Raw genomic sequence first — 20,949 nt, forward strand, 5'->3', positions numbered from 1 at the left:
ATGGTTTGGTTATTAGAAATTACTTGTTTATGGCTTATCTAGAGCTTAGCTATCAATAGATTAGTGATTTACCTTATCTATCGAAATAGAGATTAACCTGTTGAATCTGTGTCGAGATCACTTGGTTCACTGGGTGTTTTTGGCGTCGAGGTTTCGGCCGCAGCGGCTGTTGCTTTAGTCGCGTGTTTTACCCGACGGACACTTTTCACTTTAGGTTTAACCTTAACAGGTACCGCTTGTTCCGCATCGTTTGCCGCGTTTTCAACGGCTGTATTATCCTGTAATTCCAATGATTTTTCTGACGTTTTTTCGGCCTTAGTTTGCACACTGGTCTGAGTGAGCTTATCGGTATTTGCCTCTGTCACTGCTTTTGGCGCCTTAGTGGGTTTAGCCGCTTTTTCTTGTGGATGATCAGTGGTCGACACCAGTTGATCTTCGGTTAGCACTTGCGCCAAACCATTATTAACACTTTCTGATTGCTCTTCAGCTGAGGATCGTTTCTTAGGTTTTTTTGGCGCTTGACGCAACTTAACCCGAAAGCGGCGGCGGTCGAAGTCGGCACGTTTGAAAGACAAAGAGCGTGAAAGCAACATACCAATCAAGCCTGCAACCAGCAGCATGATTTGTTGTTGCTCCATGTTTAAATTATGGGCTTCTTTGATTTCGTTGAAAAATAACTTGGTATCAAGCCTGACTTCGACATAACCTAGATTTTTCCCTTCTTGGATCACGGGCTCTACATAGGGAGGATATTTGCTTAGCAGCAAATTCATTTCTTCCGAGTCAGGATCAACTACATCCTTAGTGATGCTTTGAGCGAAGGATAGCCGCATGCCTTGGTCACTGAAGATGGCGGCGGACATCACCTTAGGATCTTCCACTAAAGCGCTGGCGAGCCATTGCAACTGTTCGTCATTTTGCAGTTGTAGCGCGGGTGCGGCACCATAAGCGGTTTGCTGTACCAGTAATCTGGCCATCTTTTGAGTTTGGGACTTTAGAAGCAACTGACCTTGTAGTAGGCTTGTCTGCCACAATTGCACTAAGCCGAATATTAAGGCGAAGGCGGCGGCAATTTGGATCAGTCTACTGATTTTATGGCTTTTCTTTAGCCCTTTAAGATATAACACTTTGACCCTTAAAATGTAGAGCGCTTGCCTAATCATAATTGATTCTGAGTGAGCCCGATAGTTGGAGAATTTAAGTCCGATGGAAAGCTTGAACCAAGATGCGCTTTTTTTGTGGTTAGTCTCTGACCATTCCCCAAGGTTTGAACGCCAAGGGCAAGTGTTTGAACGTTATCAAGAGTCAGCAAACCCCGCTGGAGTTTCACGCGTGCGAATTATTTATCAAGATGCCGCGGTAGAGGCGACAATATCGGCCTGGATAGCGCAATTGCCTCAGTCTAACGTTATCGGTATCGCCCATATCGAACGCCAAGTTGGTTTACATTGTATCGAGTTGGCACTGGTAAATTTGCCTTCTCAGGCGCAGTTAGCGGCATTCCCGCAGTCTTTAGCTGAATTGCATGTCATCAATTTTGATTTGCCTTGCTTGAATCATCCCGGTTTATTAGTGATGGACATGGATTCAACGGCGATTCAGATTGAATGTATTGATGAATTAGCGGCTATGGCGGGCGTTGGCGAGCGCGTGGCGGCGATTACTGAACGTGCTATGCAAGGTGAGCTAGATTTTGAGCAGAGTTTGCGCCAGCGTGTGGCACAGCTTAAGGGCGCCGATGCCAGTATTATCACGACCTTGTGCGACAACTTGCCTTTGATGCCTGGGCTTGAGCCTATGCTTTTAGAGCTTAAATCCCATGGCTGGCGTTTAGTGGTGGCATCTGGCGGCTTTACGCCTTTTGTTGGCCATTTAAGGCAGCTTCTAAACTTAGATGCGGCCTTTGCTAATGAGTTAGTGATCACTGACGGTAAACTTGCGGGTGAAGTAACAGGTAAAGTTGTGGATGCGCAGTTTAAAGCAGATGTGGTTGAGCGTTGCAGTGAGCAGTGGCAAATTCCAAAAGGCCAAAGAGTCGCGATCGGCGATGGCGCGAATGATATTCCTATGGTGATGGCAGCGGATTTTGGTATCGCTTTCCATGCCAAACCTAAGCTGGCAGCGGCGGCGGATGCCAATATTCGCCATCTCGACCTGCGGGTTCTACCTTATCTGCTACAAATCTAGGTTATTCATTTATTTAAATATAAGTCTGGATAGAGACTGAGTTAGAGCAATGACTCTTGTCTTTTATTGATGAGCTGGTAGTTTAGGGATATTGATAAACTACCAGTGACTTATTTTGACTCAGCTCGCCCAAGGCTCAATTTCGACCATTTCACAGTCTTCAATCTACCTGCCGTACCGCGATGGTCAACTGCATCTACGCCAGTTATTACCGGCTGCGCCTGATTTTTCTAAGACGCCTATCCTCATGCTCCATGGTGCTATGTCTAACGGTCGGGTGTTTTATAGCCAGAGTGGCCGTGGTCTTGGTTGTTATTTAGCGAAGGCGGGATTTGTGGTGTATGTGCTGGATACTGCAGGAAGAGGGCTCAGCTTGCCTAAAATCGATCGTGATTTTACCTTAGGGCAGGGTGAAGTGATCCGCGAGCAGTTACCTTTAGTGCAGCAGGCGATTCTCGATTTACATCAAAAAGTCTGCCAAGAGCAGACGGCTCGTAAAGCCGTTGCGCCTTTGCAGGTGCATTGGTGCGCCCATTCATGGGGCGGTGTGTTGATGGCGAGTAGTTTGGCCCGATATCCTGATTTGCAGCAAAGCGTTCGTTCACTGCTTACTTTCGGTAGCAAACGGACAATTCGGGTTAAGTCCTTCAAGAAGTGGTTAATGGTTGATGTTTTTTGGAACCGTTTAGCGCCAGGTTTAGCGATGGGCCAAGGTTACCTCGCCGCCGATAAGCTGCGCATTGGTATGGACAATGAAAGTCGCGCCTCATTAGTTCAAAGTATCGATTGGGTGCGGGGTGATTGGATCGATCACGATGATGGGTTTGATTATGCGAAAGCGGCAAAGCGCGCTCATTGGCCACCGGCTTGGTTTATCTCAGGGCAAAACGATACTGTGTTGGGGCATCCAGAAGATGTGGCGGATATGGTCGTAGAGTGTGGTTTTAAACGGGTTAAATCGACGCTTCTCTCTAAGGATAATGGCTTTAAGCATGACTATGGCCATGCAGATATGCTGACGCATTTAGATGCCACCAGCGATCATTTTCCTAAGATAAAGGATTGGTATTTAAGTTTTGATCTGGCGGTATTGAACAATTAAGACTGCTTTTTATGCAGTACTGGGTATCTTAATTCGACTTCTTGGGTAATATCTAACAGTTCGCCGACACCAATCACACGCCATAACTGTTCTTCTAACTGCTTAGCTTTATGGTTTGCATGAATATTAATGTATTCCAATTCACGGCGTAGGTAGTTCATGTCAGGCTTCTCTGTCGCGCCGCGATAAATGCGTAGGGCGAGGAACCTGCCTAGTGCTTTGCTCTGATTGATAAAGGTTATCTGTGCTTCGACATCACCGATTTCAGTTGCAAGAGTGCACTTTAAAAAGATTTTTCCGCGAGATTGACGAATTAACTGAATAAACACTTCAATAAAATCCATGTCCTGTTGGGGTTTCATTTGACGGATAGGTTCGAGAATATCTCGCTTAAAAAAACCGTCTTTTAGCAGTGGCGCTAAATTATATTGCAGAGTATCTGAGGTGCCCGCGGCAAAAATATCGCTGATCTCATCCTGTTGTGTACCAACGCCTAAACAAGCGACTTGGGCAGATTTTGTCGTTTTTTCAACAAAATAGGGCACAGAATGTAAATCATGCATCAAAATATTTTTTAAACCATCGGCAAGTTCTTTGATTTCACTATTGTTTTCGGTGAGTTGCTCTAATTTTTCTTTGTTATGGGCAATAAGTTTATTTAAAAATTCGACCCCAACATGGGGCGTATGGCCCATAACGGCGGTTAAATGCAAGGTTACACCATTCTTGCGGGTACGCACTAAGCGGTAGGGAAGGTTATCTAGCTGTGTTTTGCCTGCAATGGTTTGGAGCTTTGGGAAGCTTAATAGTAGTGGTTTATTTGATGAAAAATCTGCAGGATTATCCAAGGTTAATTGCATGCCTCGGCTTGAAATATCTAAAGTAATGCCCGTGGCTTTGTGCTTGTCTTGAGTCACATTGACTAAGGTTTTAAAGGCGAAACGCGCTTCTTGGCGTCGCTCGCTAAACTGCATGGAAACTAACTTAATTTGATTGGTGGTCAGTCTTTGTTGACCAAAGGTTTTTAGGGCGTTGGCATTACTGTCGTCTTGCCAAGCTTTGTAATGGCCTCTGGTATCTTCGTTGCTGATTTCGATGAGCTGAAGCAAATGGCTAAATTGTGATAATTGTTGTTCGACCAATGGGCTAAATTTTGCTTCATCTCCGGGGAGGGTCGCACGTCGATAACCCTTATCATGATAAATTTTATCTTGGGTGACTTTGAAGATCCGCCAGCTGGGCTTGGTCGATGCAAAGCCTAAAAATAAAGGCATCATGCCCTTAGCTTTAAGCTCTGCTAAGGTGGCAGAGTAAAAATATAAGCAACCTTGGGCATTATAGGTAAAGCTAAAAAATAGCCCATGGTCGGGATTTTCAGGATGATTAAGTAGCTCAGATAAACGGCTTGGTGTCAGCATAGCTGGTAACTGGCTCACATCATTTTCATCTTGAAAATAATGCACTATCTGCTGGTTATCTCGGCTGAGTAGCATGTGGCTCAAACCTTGAGTTTGAGTATTGAAATATAAAGGTAAGTGCGGTAAATGGGGTAAATAATGGCGCTCAAATCCAAGCCCTGTTGCTGTGACTATCACATCATTCACATCTACTTTGTAACGCAGTTTGTAGCCGCGGATTAAATTGCCAAGCATTTCACTTAAGGCTTCGCTGCCCCCAATACGCTTGAGTCTTAACCAAATATATTCGCCATTGGTTTGGCTATCGACAACCTCATAGTCAACACCGAGCTGGAGATCGGGATAGTAAAACTCTTCACTGAGTTCCAGTAACTTTATTTTTAGGGGATGGTCGAGATCGAAGGGATGGTTAGCTGCAAGGCGAATACGGGCACCACCTACGGATAAATCTGCAGTTATCCCTTGTACTTCACCACGGCCGGTTTGCGATGCTGCGATGCGAATACTGTAATTCATCCGCTCTTCTGTGCGGTTGAAATAACTGCCTAATACCACGCCGGGCACCATAAAAGGCTCTGACTCAGCGGCCTCTACCTGCGTGACACCTTGGCGTAACTTTAACCGACGTTGTTGGTGAGCATTGAGTACATACTCGTATACTCCCAAGGTATATTGGTTGCGAAACAGTGACATGGCCTCATGCATACTGTTTTTGGCGGGTTCATCTAAAAAATGTCGCTGTTGACCTAACATCACTTCAACACAAGGAAGCTCAGATTTATCCCTGAGATCGATAATTCGCGTGCATGGTGAAGCCAAACGACTGAGTTCCATTTTCACTAGAAAACGGGTCGAATTGGTTTCATCTATCGTCAGCTGCTGGAAAATCTCTTGGAAGTTAGGTTCCATGAGCAATGGCTTGAGCTGTTCGATGAGTGCACTATGGTTATCTAGACTCATGTAGGGTTCTTTTTAATGCTTATTTTGTATTGGGCTGTTAGTCTTATGTCGGCAGTATTCGCAGTTACTTAAATTGATTTTATACAGATTTTAATGAGTTATGGCAAAGAATAAAACGGCGTACGTATGTAATGAGTGTGGACAAGACTTTCCCCGTTGGCAAGGGCAGTGTAGCGCTTGTCAGGAATGGAATACGATCACTGAGGTGAGGCTCGGTGCAGCTTCGCCTGGGCGCAGCACTAAGTTTGTCGGTTATGCCGGAGCAAGCAGCAATGAAGTGAAGACATTAGATCAAATCGATCTCAATGCCTTACCGCGGATCTTGAGTCATTTTGGCGAATTAGATCGAGTGCTCGGTGGTGGGATTGTACCAGGTTCTGCCATTTTGATAGGCGGACATCCAGGCGCAGGTAAGAGTACGCTTTTATTGCAAACTCTGTGTCATTTGGCCGAGCAAATGCCTGCACTTTATGTCACGGGTGAAGAATCGTTGCAGCAGGTAGCGATGCGCGCCCATCGCCTTGGTTTACCAACCAATAAATTGCGGATGTTGTCTGAAACCAGCGTCGAGCAAATTTGCGAAGTTGCCCTTAAAGAATTGCCGAAAGTCATCGTCGTTGACTCGATTCAAGTGATGCACATGAGTGATGTGGCATCGAGCCCTGGCAGTGTGTCGCAGGTGCGTGAATCCGCTTCTTACTTAACCCGTTTTGCGAAAGAAAATGGCATTGCCGTGATTATGGTCGGCCATGTGACCAAAGATGGCAGTTTGGCTGGGCCCAAGGTATTGGAACATTGTATCGACTGCTCTGTGATGTTCGAAGGGGATAGCGATAGTCGTTACCGCACCTTGCGCTCCCATAAAAATCGTTTTGGCGCGATCAATGAATTAGGCGTATTTGCCATGACCGAGCGTGGCTTAAAGGAAGTCGCCAATCCTTCGGCAATCTTCCTCTCTCGTGGTGAAGAAGAATCATCTGGCTCGCTTGTCATGGTGGTTTGGGAAGGCACGCGGCCCTTGTTGGTGGAGCTGCAAGTGCTGGTGGATAACTCAGCCATGTCTAACCCGCGCCGCGTGGCTGTGGGTATGGATGCAAACCGTTTGGCCATGTTGCTTGCCGTAATGCACCGCCATGGTGGTTTGCAGATGTCGGATCAGGATGTGTTTGTTAACGTGGTGGGCGGCGTGAAAGTAACGGAAACCAGTGCCGACTTAACCTTGCTGCTTGCAATGGTATCGAGTTTTCGCGGTGATATTTTGCCTAGCGATTTAGTTGCCTTTGGTGAGGTCGGGCTGTCCGGCGAAATTCGGCCTGTGCCTAATGGGCAAGAGCGATTAATCGAAGCCGCTAAGCATGGCTTTAAGCGAGCAATAGTGCCCAAGGCCAATGTGCCGAAAAAGCCTCCAGCTGGGATGGAAGTGGTGGGTGTTTCTAAGTTATCTGAAGCGCTAGAAGCGATTTAGCATCAAATGCTCGCGAGTGAGATTAACACCAGCAAGCAAAACAGCGCCATTAGGCGCTGTTTGTGTTTGTGAGCGAGTGTCTTAATCTGTGATATTGTGTTTTTCGATAAACAACATAAGTTCACGATTCAGCAAAGAAGCATCACCTAGGTTCAGTTCCACCATACGTTTTAGGTGGCTGATACTATCAACATCGATAAAGTTACACTTCAAACCTAATTGGGCATTTTTTTGATGGACCAACTCAGTTTCCATACGGATCTCAATGTCAGATTCTGGTAAGGCAAAACTGAGGGTAATAGCATCACCCGAATTAATAAAATTTTGCGGTTCTTCAACCAAGGCGCCATTTAGACTCAAATCGAGAATGGTCGTCTCCCACTGTGCACCACCTTGTTGTAGATGTGCGCTCGTGGCAAATAGAATCCGCGAAAACTTACGCCTTTCGTCCATACCCAATCCTTTTTCTTTCATAGTCAGCTAAGTGTAGTCCCATCAGTGCCTCTAAGCATAAGTCATATTGATGTGACTGTAAAAGCAGAGTAATTTTTTGTTCAATAAAGCTACCAAGATCGCATATTCACGCAGGCGGTGTGAATGACGAGGTGTTCGTTACATAAAGCGTAAGTGTGGCTCCTTGTACAACAACCCCTGTAACATTAATACACCAAGTATCAATACACTAAGTATCAAGGTTTGGTTGACTTGCCATATTCTAATATTGGGAGATGAAGGAGGGGGGGAAGTTAGCGTACGTTTACGCGGCACTGGCAGACTCTTATCGTGATTAATGTGATATTAAGTAGCAGTTATTACATAGGTTTAGGCGTTTTTTTAAACAACAGATTTCAGTTTTTGCCGCTAATTTTTTATCGAAGTGTAGGCGATGTCTTAGCTATCTTTGGGAGATTCCAGTATCATCCGCGGCCAACAACGGCTGCGTCTACATGGTTAATGGCTTTTTAATCATCGCGAGGCATCACTGCTTGCAGATCATGGATTTTTCCCACAGTAGGAAAATGATGTGGATCTCTCACCCAAGTCTGATGGATTTGGGGCTCTAATCTGCCGCAGCCAGCGTCGCCAATTGCGTTTTAGGGTAATTGGTACCGACCCCATTTTAAGAGATCACAAGGTATAACAATATTATGTCTGAGCAATTGAGTTCAACAGCCGTATCCTCTGGTTCGTTTCTAGACCGTTATTTTTCTATTCAACAACGTGGTAGCACAGTTCGCCAAGAAGTGATTGCGGGATTTACAACCTTCCTCGCTATGGTCTACTCAGTGATTGTGGTGCCAAACATGTTAGGCCAAGCGGGGTTTGATCCCGGCGCCGTGTTTATAGCCACCTGTTTAATTGCTTCATTTGGTTCTTTGCTCATGGGTTTATGGGCTAACTTACCTATGGCGATTGGCTGCGCGATTTCGCTCACTGCCTTTACTGCGTTTAGCTTAGTGCTCGGTCAGGGAATGTCGATTCCAGTCACCTTAGGTGCTATTTTCCTGATGGGCGTGACGTTCACACTTGTGAGTGTGACAGGTATTCGCCAGTGGGTACTGGCGAATTTACCAAAGGGCATAGCCCACGGTACAGGCATAGGTATCGGCTTGTTTTTACTTTTGATTGCGACTAACAGTGTGCAGTTGATTGTGGCCAATAGCGCAGGCTTACCTGTGAAGTTAGGCGACATTAACAGTTTACCTGTTATCGCTACCGTTATAGGTTTAGCGGCGACAATTGGTTTAGAGCGCCGCGGTGTACCTGGCGGTATTTTGTTGGTGATTATCGCGCTATCGGTATTTGGTTTAGTGTTCGATCCGAGCGTTAAATACCAAGGTTTGTTCGCCTTGCCTGATTTTACCTCAGAGCATTCACTGATTGGTCAGCTCGATATTATGGGAGCCTTTAATCCTGTGGTCTTGCCTATCGTATTAGCGTTAGTGATGACGGCGATTTTCGATGCGACCGGCACTATCCGTGCTGTGGCTGGCCAAGCTAATTTACTCGATAAAGACGACAATATTGTCGGCGGCGGTAAAGCCTTAACTTCAGACTCAGTCAGCAGTATGGTGGCAGGTTTAGTCGGCGGTGCACCAGCGGCTGTGTATATCGAGTCGGCGGCGGGGACTGCAGCGGGCGGTAAGACAGGTTTAACCGCGACTATCGTTGGCGTACTGTTTTTATTGATGATGTTTTTAGCGCCATTAAGCTACTTAGTGCCTGCCTATGCGACAGCGCCTGCTTTGATGTATGTGGGTTTGTTGATGCTGAGTAATGTGGCGAAACTCGATTTTGACGATAAAGTTGATGCCATGTCGGGCTTAACCTGCGCTGTGTTTATCATCTTAAGCTGTAATATCGTTACCGGTATTATGCTGGGTTTTGTGACACTGGTGGTAGGCCGTATTTGCAGTGGCGAATGGCGCAAACTGAAGTTAGGCGTGCTTGCCATCACCTTAGGTTTAGTGGTGTTTTATATGGGTGGCTGGGCGATTTAAGTTAGGCAAACTGAGTGATTTGAACTGAGTTATTGAGAACAGAAGCGAGTGCAGTCTTAGGATTAGCACTCGCTTTGATTTTGTGCCCTGTACTCACAATAGGCACGTAATAAGTCTTTCCAAGTAACAATCCCAACCAATTTACCGTCCTCTAACACGGGTAAACAGCCTATATTGTTATCTAATAACATGCGGGTCGCCGTGTCTAAATTGATGTGGGGTGCGACGGTAACCGGATTGCGCGTCATCACTTGATGCACACGTTTTTGCAGGGTTTCTAAGTCTCTTGCGGTTTCCGCGCTACTGCCTAAGTTCGGGCTAATTGCGCGTAATAGATCCCGCTCCGATAACACGCCTTCAAGTTGATACTCATCGACGACCAACAAGTGATGAAAGCTCGCTTGGTCGAAGATTTCCTTCGCCACAGTTAATCGATCGTCCATTTCAACCGTGACGACTCGGGTACTCATAATATCGGCGATAATGATCGGCATGATGATCCCCTGTTAAGCTTGCGCATCCTAAGATGCGCTCTGTTAATGCGCTGCATTACAGTTACTTATAACAGAGTGGTGCAAGTTTAGCCAACACCCATTACAAAGTTTTAACTCAAAGATCTTGGACCTCTGGCTCATCATCCGCTGTGATTGGCATCCGCTCCGATTCGGGCAAGTGTGCACCTATGTAGCGTTGATACTTTTTACCTTTCAGTTTGTGGGTGTCCACCAGCACTAAGCCATCGATACAATCGCCAAAGTCGGCGTCGATACCAAAGGCGAGAAACTTAACCCCATCGGTTTTACACAGTTCACCATATTGTTTGTAGAGCGTAGGTACGGCCGCCCCCATACTCGCGAGCACTTGTTTGAGTTGCTTAAAGTTACTCTGATAATCCTCGGAGAAATACAAGTCATCTAACTTAGCTTTTTGGGATTTAGATAAGCCAAAGGGTGACATGGAAACTGCCATCTGCTGCGCAGGTGCAAATTCCCGCGCATAGAAGTGCACTAGCATTTCCCTAGCACTTCCAGGCAGTTGATTACTGATGGACACAGGGCCAAATAGATAACGATATTCAGGATGCTTGGCGAGATAAGCCCCAATGCCAAACCATAGATAATCTAAACTGCGTTTACCCCAATATTTAGGCTGCACAAAGCTGCGACCGAGTTCTAACCCTTGCTTCACAAAGGGCATAAAGCTGTCGGCGTATTGGAATAGGGATTGGCTGTAGAGTGCGTTGTCGCCATATTTTGCTAAGACTTGCTCACCACTGGCAAAACGATAGGCGCCGATAATTTCAAACTGCTCTTTATCCCACAACACTAAGTGTTGGTAGTAGGAATCGTATTTATCGATATCGCGGCGCTTGCCCGAACCTTCGCCTACGGCGCGAAAGGCGATTTCCCTCAGGCGGCCGATTTCCCGCATGATGGGATTACTGTCGTGGTGTTGGTACAGATAAATCAACTTGTTATCTTGCGTTTCCCCTAGAAGTTCACATTGTTGCAGTGCCGCTTGCAGTTCACGGCGCGATTCGGGGTGGGCGATAGCGCTCTGGGTGATAAACAGTGGATCTTTATCTTTGCCAATACGATACAAGTGATTTTTAAGCAGTTTTATCTTGGTCTTGAGTGGAAAGTCCATTGAGCGTACGGCTTCATTGGGAATGAGCTCGCCAATGCGGATCGGCATATTACGTTTAGCCTGCTTGAACATTTCCTTCACTAGCAGCAGTGTCGCGAGTGGCTTGTAAATCATAGATGCGCCGTAGAAAGTGGCAGAGTTTTTGGCATCTAAAAATATTGGCAGTAGGGGCGCATTGCAGGAAATTGCCATCTTTAAAAAGCCTGAGTGCCATTGGGTATCACGCACGCCGTTAGGGCGCAGGCGCGAGACTTCGCCCGACGGAAAAATCAGCACTGCGCCTTCATTACGCAGATGCTGGTGGATTTTTTCTAAATGCTGTTTCGGTGTGCCGCCGGTCATATTGCGCACTGGCAGTAGGATTGAGTGCAGCGGTTTCAGCGCCATCAAGAGCTCATTCGCGACGACTTTAATATCAGGGCGAACTTCACTGATGAGTTTGATGAGCGCTAATGCATCGAGTGAACCTATTGGGTGGTTCGCGAATATGACCACTCGGCCTTCACAGGGAATATTTTCTATTTCGTTGGCGGGCACGGTAAAACTAAAGTCAAAACTCGCCAGCATTTGTTCGACAAAGTCTACGCCCTGTAAATAGGTATATTGACTGGCGATATCGTTGCACTGTTTTTCATTGAGCAGGTAACGCAGCATGGCCTTGGCAGGTTTAGCGAGCCAAGGTTTGTCATTGATCGCTGGTAGATTTTGTTCAACCACATTATCAACGGTAAAAATCATGTTATTCGCCTTAAACGGCACAGTATGCTTGTTATGGCTAAGGTTGCTGTTTAGCGTTTTTTCATTGTATTCCATAGCGTTATGTAATTGATTCATAGTGTTAGGCAACATCCCTTGGGCGAGTTTCGCCGGTATTTGTGTTTGGCATTTGCTGCGCTGCCGTTTTTTGTTGCTTGTCTTTGTGCGTCTCAGACGGCTGTTGTACCAGCGCTATACTGTTGAGAATATCGAGCGTGAGCGTTTGCTCGTTCCAGCGGCAAAGTTGTAATTCGCCGCTTAAGGTTTCTGTGATTAAACTGCAGTTTTCGACCCAGTCACCGTCGTTGGCGTAGATGATCTGCCTCTTTTCTGGGGGACTGAGTGGTGAGTAATATTGGGCTGCTCTGGGATGAGTCGAGAGTTCGGGCTGATGGATATGACCGCAGATCACACCGTCAACATCAAAGTGCTGGGCATAGTTGAGTACCGCTTGACGGTAATGTCCAATAGCGGCTTGAGCCTTACCCACTTTGGACTTGATGTAACTTGCCAGTGACCAATAGGGGTAACCTAAGCGTTCCCGCAAGCTATGGAGATTGCGATTGAGGAACAATAATAGGTCATATAAATGGTCGCCCAATATGGCGTAGAAACGGCCGACACACACATCGGCATCAAACTGATCCCCGTGGAGCATCAAGAGTTTATGGCCGCCAATTCCGTGGTGAATATGTTGGCGGGCAATTTTAATATTCCACAGGCTTAGCTCGGCGTAGGGTTTAATCAGTTCGTCGTGGTTGCCCGGCAGATAAATCACTTGGGTGCCGTTTTGTGCCAGTTCAATGAATTTTTGCAGCACCTTATTGTGGCTATCGGGCCAGTGCAGCTTACGTTTCAACGCCCATAAATCGACTATGTCACCGACCAGATACAAGTGCTGGCAGCGCACGGTTTCAAGCAAACTGAGCAGGTAGTCAGCCTTGCAATCCTTACAGCCTAAATGAATATCTGACAACCAGAGAGCGTTAACTGTGATGCTTGCTGTATGGGCTGAAGTTGATGCGGATGGGGTAATAGCGGCACAATTGAATTGATTTGAGGATGTTGGTGCTAATGTTGGCGTTGAGCGATTAAAGATGGGAGGGGAAAGGCTGGGGTCATTTATCTCTTCCCGCGTAGACCTCTCAAGTTTCCTGAAATTAAATCCTGTCATCTCGTATTCACCCCATTAGGCTGTTAACGAATATGAGCTTAGTGAGGGGCTTTGACCGAATGATGAAGTTTAGATGACATGCAGATGACAAAAGGTGAATTAGCCTGGACTGAACCTGCAAGATTTACATCAGGATGTAATTAGATCCGATAGGTTGGTTTAACTTACTTCTGCCCCAAAGCAAGATAACTTTGTTGTCAGTTTGCAGTATGAATTGTCATTGTTTCCCCTGTGACTCGCCGCCCTTGCATTTAACAAGAAGCGTCCCTGAGGGCTCTACTAAAACATCCTGTTTTAGAAGGTCACAGTTGCAACAATGCCAATCTTAATTAACACTTCTGCTGTTCGTTTAGCTAAAAAGCTATTGCCTCAAAGTTTGCTAGCACTTGTTTAGTGAATCGAAAACTGACGAACGAGTTGCCCTACAAAATCTCATTAATTAGCTAATGTTTGGCCCTACTGTACAGCGACTAGCAATGTATCGGTATACAGTCGTATTTAAATTTAGATACTTTTGAGTGTTTTTTAACTCATTTCTTGCGCGTTTTTCCAGATTAAAATTAACAAAACCATTTAAAATCATATGGATATACTTACCAAAAATTAGTTAATTGGTTTGGATAACGCGCATGCGCGTTTTTCCGGATGGTGTATTTGATAAAAAGCTGATAAGTTCTTTGCATACAGATAGTTAACTGTGCGCATTTTCACTGGTCTAATGAGGTAAACGCGCATGCGCATAAATACTAAGACGTTACGTGTCATTGAGTTCGATCGAGAAAGGTAAATGAATCTGAAATATGAAGTACAACCCCAAATAGGTATCGGCCCTGTTAAGCTTGGTATGGATCGTACTTCCGCAATAGAATGCATGGGTTTAGAGCCTGATAGCTTTATGAAAACTCCAATGAGCCAGCATCCTACAGATTCATTTTATGAGGCAGGCTTTCAAATATTCTACGAAGGTGAATTGCCAAAAGTAGAAAGTATCGAGCTATCTCGCGGTTGTGGTTTCGAAGTCACGTTAGCCGGTAAATGCATTCTTGATCTTCCGGTTAATGAAGCGCTTTCAAAAATAGAGAGTATAACTGGGCTAAAGCCAGAAACAGGCGACGAAGGCTATACCTATGAAATTCAAAGCCTCGGTCTCTGGCTTTGGCGGCAATCCAATGAGCCAAACGATGAAGAAGGTTTGTATTTTTCAACAATCGGTGTTGGTGCGGCCAACACGTAACAAGTCAAAGCACTCGGACTTGGTAAAGCTGTTATCTTTTTTGTTCCAAAAAAGCCGCTAACTTCACCAAGCCGGTGTTTGAGGCGTTAAGCGCTAAACAAATTTAGAGTGATTTATGCCAATAATAGATCTCAAACCAATTGAAAACGAACATCAAAAATCCTTATTCATAAATCATTTAGATGCTTTAATTCAAACTTATCAGCATAGTTCATTCGGTAGAAGCTATGTTGACTCAACTAAAAATTTTGTAAACGAAACAGAAGTTCAGGTTAGCATTGATTCTGTAGATGGGGTGATATTGATTAAAATAGTTTCCGATCTTAAAAACAGATTACTTCATATAGAATATGAAGATCTAAATAACAATGTTTTGACCGAGAAAATAACAGCACTAATACAGACTGCACTATTAAAATCACTAGGCTCTGTTAAGCAGATTTTTTATCGCCGATTTCACTACACATATTTTGGTGAACAATTAGATGGGGAGTATTGGGTTAAAGGTGTCAGGATTGCGCCAGTGTATTATGATGAAGAAACGAAACAGATAAGGAATATTGAGCGCTATTTTTCAATCGAGCTCGAAGTAGCTGCAATAGATGAACATGACGCCAATGCTATTAGCAATGAAATGGCTGATATATATGCAGCAAGATTATCTCTATTTCTGGATGTTGGGATATCCCCTCCACGTTCTGAACAAAAATGGTTTCTATCTGAAAACTATATAGAATCAAGTATACTTCGACAAACAGGATATTATGGCTATGACCATAAACTTGAACGAATGCCGAAGAAAAAAGAAATATGTAAACTTGGTGCTTATCATGAATCTTTACATCCATATCTTCATTACGTTGGTGAAACACTAAAACTCCCAACAGAAACAAGAAAGATTTTTTCTGCTTTAGAAAAAAGCGATCAATTACTTCAATTGGCATTCAATAAATGTTGTTTTTTATATCAACAAGCTCTTACGGCAGGCAGATATTACCCTACTGTTGAATTATCATACCTAGTTGCAGCAATTGATGCTCTCACAAAATGTGAATCAGAGAAGCTAATACATTTTGGTGAATTTATTAGGTTTTATTCTGGTGCAGACGGAAATGTTGATGAATTTATAGATTTTATGCATGGCACAGTCAGATCGGCTCATTTCCATGCTGGTGAATTTTCAATTGGCGAATATTCATATACTAGATTATCAACAATTAGATATTCTGATGTTAATAAAAGAATGCTTGAGCATAATTATCGAACATGTCGAAAGTTAATTCGTAATGCGATAGCCAATTGGTGTCAACTTTTGATTAAAAATACCTGTGAAAGCGCTTAATAATAACTTAGATTTGGACGTCACTACGTGCCGCCAATTAAGTCGAAGTTACCCATAGAAATTTTAATTCGAAACACACTAATTCTAACTAAAAGTCTAACTAGGAAATATCCCAAAGTGAGTTGTGTGGTGTCGAGTGGAGATTGTACGATTAAGTCACGCTATATAATCAAAACAGCCAGTTCGTGTATGAGTTAGTGCAAAAAGGGGAGTCAGTTAATCTGACTCCCCTTTTTTAGAACGCTTGTTGGACTTACATTAAAACCTACGTTAGGCCCAAACTAGCGTAATGTTAGAACAATAAATGCGCCACACCTGCGATAACAGGCAGTGTCACTAAGGTGCGTAGAATAAACACCACGAAAAGCTCAACGAAGTTGACGGGAATTTTACTGCCGATAAGCAGTGCACCGACTTCACTCATATAGATCAACTGAGTCACAGATAAGGCTGCAATTACAAAGCGGGTCATATCTGATTCAATTGAGCTGGCAAGGATTGACGGAATAAACATATCCGCAAAACCGACTACGATTGTTTTAGAGGCTTCAGTGGCTTCTGGAATATGCAGTAATTCGAGTAATGGAATAAACGGCATCCCCAGATAGTTAAAGATGGGCGTGTGCTCGGCAATAATCAGTGCCAGCGTACCAATGGCCATTACCACAGGGATAATACCAAACACCATATCGACAACGTTTTTAATACCTTCATTTAAGACCGCTTTTATGCCACCAGCACTGGCGGCTTTTTCTAAGGCTTTATCAAAGCCCCAAGATAAGGCGCCATGTCCAGCAGGGATCAGCTCATCATCTGGCATGCGTGGTGTGTCATCTATGTAGTTGTCTTTCTTCCACGATAATGGTGGCAGCTTAGGCACAATCACAGCGGCGGCAAAACCCGCGAGGCACACAGTCAAATAAAAGGGCACAAACATATGCTCTAACTTAACTTGTGAAATCACCACTAAGCTGAAGGTAATCGATACCGCCGAGAAGGTTGTACCAATAACTGCGGCTTCTCTCTGGGTATAAAAACGGGCTTCGTATTGTTTGCTGGTCAGCAAAATGCCGACACTGCCATCACCTAACCATGAGGCCATACAATCGATAGCGCTACGACCCGGTAGATTGAACACAGGACGCATGACTTTCGTTAAGAGTGTGCCAAAGAGCTCGAGTAGGCCGAAGTTCAGCAGCAGCGGCAGTAACATACCTGCAAAGATAAATACCGAGAACAACACAGGTAATAAGTCGTTTAAGACTAATGCGCCAGTGCTCGAGGAGTTGATGATCTCTGGACCTAAACCTAAGTAAGTCAGTACGATAAACACTGCACCTAAGATCCGAGTCGTCAACCACATGGGGCTGACATTCAATAAACCATTAAGGAAGTGATTTTGCGTAACGAATGTGGGCTTAAACACTTTTGACAGTAAAGAGGCCAGCGCCGTAGTCACAACAATAATAGTCACTATGAGGGTTAGCACACCGCTCAATGCGCCTTGCAGTGCTTTAGATATGATAGCGATAGGAATTGTGATCGCATCGTTGTAGCTGATAGGGGTCATAAATAACAACAGACCAATCAGCGAAGGGACGATAAAGGTGAGTATCGTCTTAATGTTTCGGTTTTTATTTTCAGTAGCCAATGTTGTACACCTTAAAGTACGAGTCGTACATGGTAAATTTGAATAAATAGCCGCACGTAACAAGCTGTCGACGCTAATTAAGGTGCATTTAAATTCAACTCAAAAACGAGAATGGGGAAGATTACTCGCTTAGCTTCTCTATGTAAAACGATTCGCTAGTTAGTTTGATATAAGCAGCAAAACAGCATAGTTATTTTACTTCAGTTGTCGATAAATTAAGAGTGGTTATATTGGATTGTATTACTGTAAAAGCATTATTAAACATTGATTTACCATCGCCTACCTTAGGTGGGTTAACGACTGGTTAATTACTTGTTTGCTGATGTGTGTGAAACTATCCAGATGTTATTTCTGCACAAAAAAACATCAGCAACTTTAGCGCTACTGCCATGTTGGCTGGTTTTCTGTTCGATTTGAAAGTGCAATAGAGATAACTCTGGCTATATAGCGTTGACGAGAACCTGTTGTGCATATCGCGGTAATGTTAAGGATCCTTGGGCATTAGGACACATTTTTATGCGATAAGCCTTTAAATCGACTTATCTCTAAAAGTGACCTTCTCCATTATCTTGATGCTTTTGTGATTGACTAAAAAGTCGCAAATAACGATGAAAGTAAAAATATTATTCATAAAGCGGATACCTGCCGCTTTAAATCTTCTCATTTCCATGTAAGTTAGTATTACTCCCATCCAGCTCTAGTATTCATGATCGCAAAAGTACAGAAGGTTACGATTAAAGGCGGCTCAACACTGGCCATTAAGTTTGGTTTTTTGGGGATCTTTGGGCTTTTAATTGGCATTGTTATTACTGTTTTGGGGTTCGATGATTCTGAATTCCATCGCTTCAATTTTTTGAATCACACCCTAAGTGAATTAGGGACTTATGGTCATTCGTCTTTCGCTGTCATTCTCAACGGTGGATTGTTTTTTGGCAGTTTAAGCCTCGTTTTCTATTGTTTGTCTTCTTTGCAGCAGGTAACTTCTTGCTGGGGATACCCTTTCTTTATCAGTTTGGCTCTCACTTTTCTGGCTTTAGCGAGCGTGGGATTATTTCCGGTGAACGTGTATCACTTGCATGTTCTTGGGCTGAAATGGTTTTTCTATCTGGGGAGTTTGAGTGCGATCTTCTACTTAGCCTTGGTCTGTTTCGGCAAGTCTAACTTTGGCCGTTGGACTGGGTTGTTGGCGTTAATAGTCTTATGTAGCATGTTGACGTTTCTGTATGCGCCACAGCTCAATTTAGGTTTGACCGAAGGCGATAGACCGTTTTATCAGGAGATGGTATTGCAACTGCCGCGTCCTACTTTGTGGTGGCCAGCCCTACTAGAATGGATTGGACTGGGAAGTTTATTGTGTTGGACAAGTGTGCTGCTTTTTAGCCAGTTAAGCTTCAGCCAAGATCCCAAAATCATTGGCTGAGTTATCTTTAAATTTAGGCTTAACTTCAGCTCTAGGCTATGGATTCACATGCACAGCAAGGCCCGCTTCACCAAACCAATAACCGTTGCACTGGGTTATATCAAGGTTGCTATTCATTGAGAAATCCTGAGTATTTTTAGTCGCTTGAATCGTATCGACCAAAGTATTGGCTTTAGTGATGCAGTCAAGACTACTGGGTGATACTCGAAACACATCGACCCCCATCTGTGTCATTGCCGCTATTTCACTGCGTAAATCTAAACAGCTAGCGGATTGGGTTTGAATTCCATTGAGCCTGAGTAAAGGTTGCTGCTCTTGGGTTTGCGCGAGTAGTCCTTTACTGTATTCACGGCACACCGTTTCGCAATGATCTTTCGTGAGCTGTTTGTGTCTAGCGGTAAAGCAGCGTGCTGAATGGGCGAGTGGTAAATAGCCGTGGCCGAGCACTTCCACCTCAAATGATGGCTGCTCTTGAATTACTTGTTGTAACCAAGCCTTAGATAGCTCCACTGGCATCACAAATCTTTGCATTCCAAACCGCTGCAAGATATCTAAACTAGCACGATTGTAGTTATTGATACTCGCGCCGCAGACAAAGGGTAACTTACGTTCTTTGGCAAGATACACTGCCGCCATATCGTTTGCTTCGACGATAAATTCACCGTTATCGACCTGGCGTTTGAGCTCAGTATATTCAGATGGCGCTTCGATTAAGGCCAGCGTCGAAAGCACGACTTCTTTACCCGCCTGCTTGAGCATTTGCGCCAGCTCTAGATAATCGCCCCACTTGAGTTCGCGTCTGCGGCTACAAACCGCCTCACCTAAATACACTAAGGGAATTTGACTGGCGGCGACTTGCTGGTAAAAGTCAGCGACTTGCTGTTTCTGCCAGCAATACAACAGTGGTCCTAGGGAAATCTTCATAAGGTGTCCTTTGTCAATCTTGCTCTCTATTTACCTTTTATTGCCAATCGCGCTCGTAGGCGCCAAGCGTAGTGATCTGACCCTCGGATACTTTCGCTAGGGCTTGTTCCCAATGGGGTTGATTTTGGCTTTGTGAGTACAGCGCTGGATTATTTAGATAGGTGTCTATGGCTTGACGCCATACTAGAGTGACTTGTTCAACATAGGCGGGGCTGCGTTGACGTCCTTCGATTTTCAGCGACACTATGCCCGCCTTGGCTAGCTCTGGAAGTAAGCTTAAGGTATTCAAACTGGTTGGTGATTCGAGTAAATATTGCGGCGAATCTTGATCTGCTGTGATGTAACGGCCTTTGCATACCACGGGATAACCCATTTGTTCGTCGAGGGCCGATTTATCAATTAACACATCGTTGAGCCGGGTTAATCTGTTCTGTCCTTCTTCTTGCCAGCGTACGTGTTTTGCTGGTGAACAAGATCCACCTGTGTTGGGCGATTGGCCCGTTACATAGGATGACAGCTGGCAACGCCCTTCGGCCATAATGCACAGACTACCAAAGGCGAATACTTCCAAATCCACTGGGCTGACTTTAGCAAGATCCCGTACTTGTTTCATGGATAACACCCGTGGCAATACTACTCGGGCGATGTTAAAGGCTTCCTTATAAAAGCTCAGCGCACCCAGATTGGTTGCACTAGCCTGCACCGATAAATGCAGTGGCAGGTTTGGATAGTGCCTATGGGCATAATCGAGTAAAGAAAGATCGGCGACAATTAATGCATCCATACCCAGTTTTGCCGCTAAATCGATAGCCTGATACCAACGATGCTCTTCACCGGGCTTTGGAAAAGTATTTAAGGTCAAAAAGATTTTTTTGCCGTGCTTTTGCGTCAGCTCAGTGGCTTCTTGCAATTTTGCGGGTGTGAAGTTTAATCCTGCAAACGAGCGCGCGTTGGTGTCGTCTTTTAACCCTAGATACACAGCGTCGGCTCCGGCATGTAATGCCGACTTTAGCGAGGCCAGATTTCCTGCTGGACACAACAGCTCCATAGTGATGCTCCCGATAAAATGATAGCCGCTGAGTGTAGGTAAGATTGAATGGCGATGAATTGATTTAAAACAGGTTTAAGATCATAAAATCCCGATAAACTGGGATATATCATGTTTTAT

General features: G+C 44.6%; 16 protein-coding genes. 7 read left to right on the forward strand and 9 right to left on the reverse strand.

Annotated features, from left to right (window positions below; translation table 11 throughout):
• Positions 1-92: 92 nt before the first annotated feature.
• Positions 93-1,163, reverse strand: coding sequence for a YtjB family periplasmic protein (locus HQQ92_RS04220; protein ID WP_217272608.1), 1,071 nt, complete (start codon positions 1,161-1,163; stop codon positions 93-95).
• A gap of 43 nt (positions 1,164-1,206) precedes the next feature.
• Between HQQ92_RS04220 and serB the strand changes: the two genes are divergently transcribed.
• Both serB and HQQ92_RS04230 read left to right on the forward strand, forming a co-directional pair.
• Positions 1,207-2,187 (forward strand): phosphoserine phosphatase SerB, encoded by a 981-nt coding sequence (gene serB, locus HQQ92_RS04225; RefSeq protein ID WP_173243378.1) that lies wholly within the window; start codon positions 1,207-1,209, stop codon positions 2,185-2,187.
• A 115-nt stretch (positions 2,188-2,302) separates the two neighbouring features.
• On the forward strand, positions 2,303-3,289 hold the full coding sequence (locus HQQ92_RS04230) for an alpha/beta fold hydrolase (RefSeq protein ID WP_173243381.1): 987 nt from the start codon (positions 2,303-2,305) through the stop codon (positions 3,287-3,289).
• Here the strand turns inward: HQQ92_RS04230 and HQQ92_RS04235 are convergent.
• The gene (locus tag HQQ92_RS04235; RefSeq protein WP_173243384.1) at positions 3,286-5,667 is read right to left on the reverse strand and encodes a PilZ domain-containing protein; all 2,382 of its coding nucleotides are present in this window, start codon (positions 5,665-5,667) and stop codon (positions 3,286-3,288) included. The two genes, HQQ92_RS04230 and HQQ92_RS04235, sit on opposite strands and share 4 nt — an antisense overlap.
• A gap of 100 nt (positions 5,668-5,767) precedes the next feature.
• Between HQQ92_RS04235 and radA the strand changes: the two genes are divergently transcribed.
• On the forward strand, positions 5,768-7,132 hold the full coding sequence (gene radA, locus HQQ92_RS04240; RefSeq protein WP_006082696.1) for a DNA repair protein RadA: 1,365 nt from the start codon (positions 5,768-5,770) through the stop codon (positions 7,130-7,132).
• An 81-nt stretch (positions 7,133-7,213) separates the two neighbouring features.
• Here radA and HQQ92_RS04245 read toward each other — a convergent pair whose 3' ends face one another.
• The gene (locus HQQ92_RS04245) at positions 7,214-7,585 is read right to left on the reverse strand and encodes a PilZ domain-containing protein (RefSeq protein WP_173243387.1); all 372 of its coding nucleotides are present in this window, start codon (positions 7,583-7,585) and stop codon (positions 7,214-7,216) included.
• A 695-nt stretch (positions 7,586-8,280) separates the two neighbouring features.
• Here HQQ92_RS04245 and HQQ92_RS04250 point away from each other — a divergent pair.
• Positions 8,281-9,633 carry an NCS2 family permease gene (locus tag HQQ92_RS04250; RefSeq protein ID WP_105251716.1) on the forward strand — a complete coding sequence of 451 codons (1,353 nt, stop codon included), beginning with the start codon at positions 8,281-8,283 and terminating at the stop codon, positions 9,631-9,633.
• Positions 9,634-9,695: 62 nt separating this feature from the next.
• On the opposite strand, the gene HQQ92_RS04255 is transcribed toward HQQ92_RS04250, so the two are convergent.
• The 3 genes from HQQ92_RS04255 to HQQ92_RS04265 form a co-directional block, all read right to left on the reverse strand.
• Positions 9,696-10,127 carry a CBS domain-containing protein gene (locus HQQ92_RS04255; protein ID WP_113939315.1) on the reverse strand — a complete coding sequence of 144 codons (432 nt, stop codon included), beginning with the start codon at positions 10,125-10,127 and terminating at the stop codon, positions 9,696-9,698.
• A gap of 115 nt (positions 10,128-10,242) precedes the next feature.
• Positions 10,243-12,129, reverse strand: coding sequence for a lysophospholipid acyltransferase family protein (locus HQQ92_RS04260; RefSeq protein WP_173243390.1), 1,887 nt, complete (start codon positions 12,127-12,129; stop codon positions 10,243-10,245).
• The gene (locus HQQ92_RS04265) at positions 12,119-13,210 is read right to left on the reverse strand and encodes a UDP-2,3-diacylglucosamine diphosphatase (RefSeq protein ID WP_173243392.1); all 1,092 of its coding nucleotides are present in this window, start codon (positions 13,208-13,210) and stop codon (positions 12,119-12,121) included. The genes HQQ92_RS04260 and HQQ92_RS04265 overlap by 11 nt, the downstream gene beginning before the upstream one ends.
• 787 nt (positions 13,211-13,997) lie before the next feature.
• Between HQQ92_RS04265 and HQQ92_RS04270 the strand changes: the two genes are divergently transcribed.
• Both HQQ92_RS04270 and HQQ92_RS04275 read left to right on the forward strand, forming a co-directional pair.
• Positions 13,998-14,444 (forward strand): hypothetical protein, encoded by a 447-nt coding sequence (locus HQQ92_RS04270; protein WP_173243395.1) that lies wholly within the window; start codon positions 13,998-14,000, stop codon positions 14,442-14,444.
• Between the two features lie 115 nt (positions 14,445-14,559).
• Positions 14,560-15,786: a hypothetical protein gene (locus HQQ92_RS04275; protein ID WP_173243398.1), complete on the forward strand. Its 1,227-nt coding sequence runs from the start codon at positions 14,560-14,562 to the stop codon at positions 15,784-15,786.
• 292 nt (positions 15,787-16,078) lie between these two features.
• On the opposite strand, the gene HQQ92_RS04280 is transcribed toward HQQ92_RS04275, so the two are convergent.
• Positions 16,079-17,437, reverse strand: coding sequence for a YjiH family protein (locus tag HQQ92_RS04280; RefSeq protein ID WP_173243401.1), 1,359 nt, complete (start codon positions 17,435-17,437; stop codon positions 16,079-16,081).
• 706 nt (positions 17,438-18,143) lie between these two features.
• Here HQQ92_RS04280 and HQQ92_RS04285 point away from each other — a divergent pair.
• Positions 18,144-18,857 (forward strand): hypothetical protein, encoded by a 714-nt coding sequence (locus HQQ92_RS04285; protein ID WP_028761881.1) that lies wholly within the window; start codon positions 18,144-18,146, stop codon positions 18,855-18,857.
• 36 nt (positions 18,858-18,893) lie between these two features.
• Here HQQ92_RS04285 and HQQ92_RS04290 read toward each other — a convergent pair whose 3' ends face one another.
• Both HQQ92_RS04290 and HQQ92_RS04295 read right to left on the reverse strand, forming a co-directional pair.
• Positions 18,894-19,781: a U32 family peptidase gene (locus tag HQQ92_RS04290; RefSeq protein ID WP_173243404.1), complete on the reverse strand. Its 888-nt coding sequence runs from the start codon at positions 19,779-19,781 to the stop codon at positions 18,894-18,896.
• A 37-nt stretch (positions 19,782-19,818) separates the two neighbouring features.
• Positions 19,819-20,829, reverse strand: coding sequence for a peptidase U32 family protein (locus HQQ92_RS04295; RefSeq protein ID WP_173243407.1), 1,011 nt, complete (start codon positions 20,827-20,829; stop codon positions 19,819-19,821).
• Positions 20,830-20,949 lie beyond the last annotated feature (120 nt).

The sequence above is a fragment of the Shewanella sp. DC2-4 genome (genome assembly GCF_013248875.1).
Taxonomy (GTDB): Bacteria; Pseudomonadota; Gammaproteobacteria; order Enterobacterales; family Shewanellaceae; genus Shewanella; species Shewanella oncorhynchi.

Coding starts and splice junctions, on each gene's coding strand:
- HQQ92_RS04290 (WP_173243404.1), bottom strand. CDS start 19,781: ATGAAGATTTCCCTAGGACCACTGTTGTATTGCTGGCAGAAACAGCAA.
- serB (WP_173243378.1), top strand. CDS start 1,207: ATGGAAAGCTTGAACCAAGATGCGCTTTTTTTGTGGTTAGTCTCTGAC.
- HQQ92_RS04270 (WP_173243395.1), top strand. CDS start 13,998: ATGAATCTGAAATATGAAGTACAACCCCAAATAGGTATCGGCCCTGTT.
- HQQ92_RS04275 (WP_173243398.1), top strand. CDS start 14,560: ATGCCAATAATAGATCTCAAACCAATTGAAAACGAACATCAAAAATCC.
- HQQ92_RS04245 (WP_173243387.1), bottom strand. CDS start 7,585: ATGGACGAAAGGCGTAAGTTTTCGCGGATTCTATTTGCCACGAGCGCA.
- HQQ92_RS04250 (WP_105251716.1), top strand. CDS start 8,281: ATGTCTGAGCAATTGAGTTCAACAGCCGTATCCTCTGGTTCGTTTCTA.
- radA (WP_006082696.1), top strand. CDS start 5,768: ATGGCAAAGAATAAAACGGCGTACGTATGTAATGAGTGTGGACAAGAC.
- HQQ92_RS04265 (WP_173243392.1), bottom strand. CDS start 13,210: ATGACAGGATTTAATTTCAGGAAACTTGAGAGGTCTACGCGGGAAGAG.
- HQQ92_RS04285 (WP_028761881.1), top strand. CDS start 18,144: ATGATCGCAAAAGTACAGAAGGTTACGATTAAAGGCGGCTCAACACTG.
- HQQ92_RS04295 (WP_173243407.1), bottom strand. CDS start 20,829: ATGGAGCTGTTGTGTCCAGCAGGAAATCTGGCCTCGCTAAAGTCGGCA.
- HQQ92_RS04220 (WP_217272608.1), bottom strand. CDS start 1,163: ATGATTAGGCAAGCGCTCTACATTTTAAGGGTCAAAGTGTTATATCTT.
- HQQ92_RS04235 (WP_173243384.1), bottom strand. CDS start 5,667: ATGAGTCTAGATAACCATAGTGCACTCATCGAACAGCTCAAGCCATTG.
- HQQ92_RS04255 (WP_113939315.1), bottom strand. CDS start 10,127: ATGCCGATCATTATCGCCGATATTATGAGTACCCGAGTCGTCACGGTT.
- HQQ92_RS04260 (WP_173243390.1), bottom strand. CDS start 12,129: ATGTTGCCTAACACTATGAATCAATTACATAACGCTATGGAATACAAT.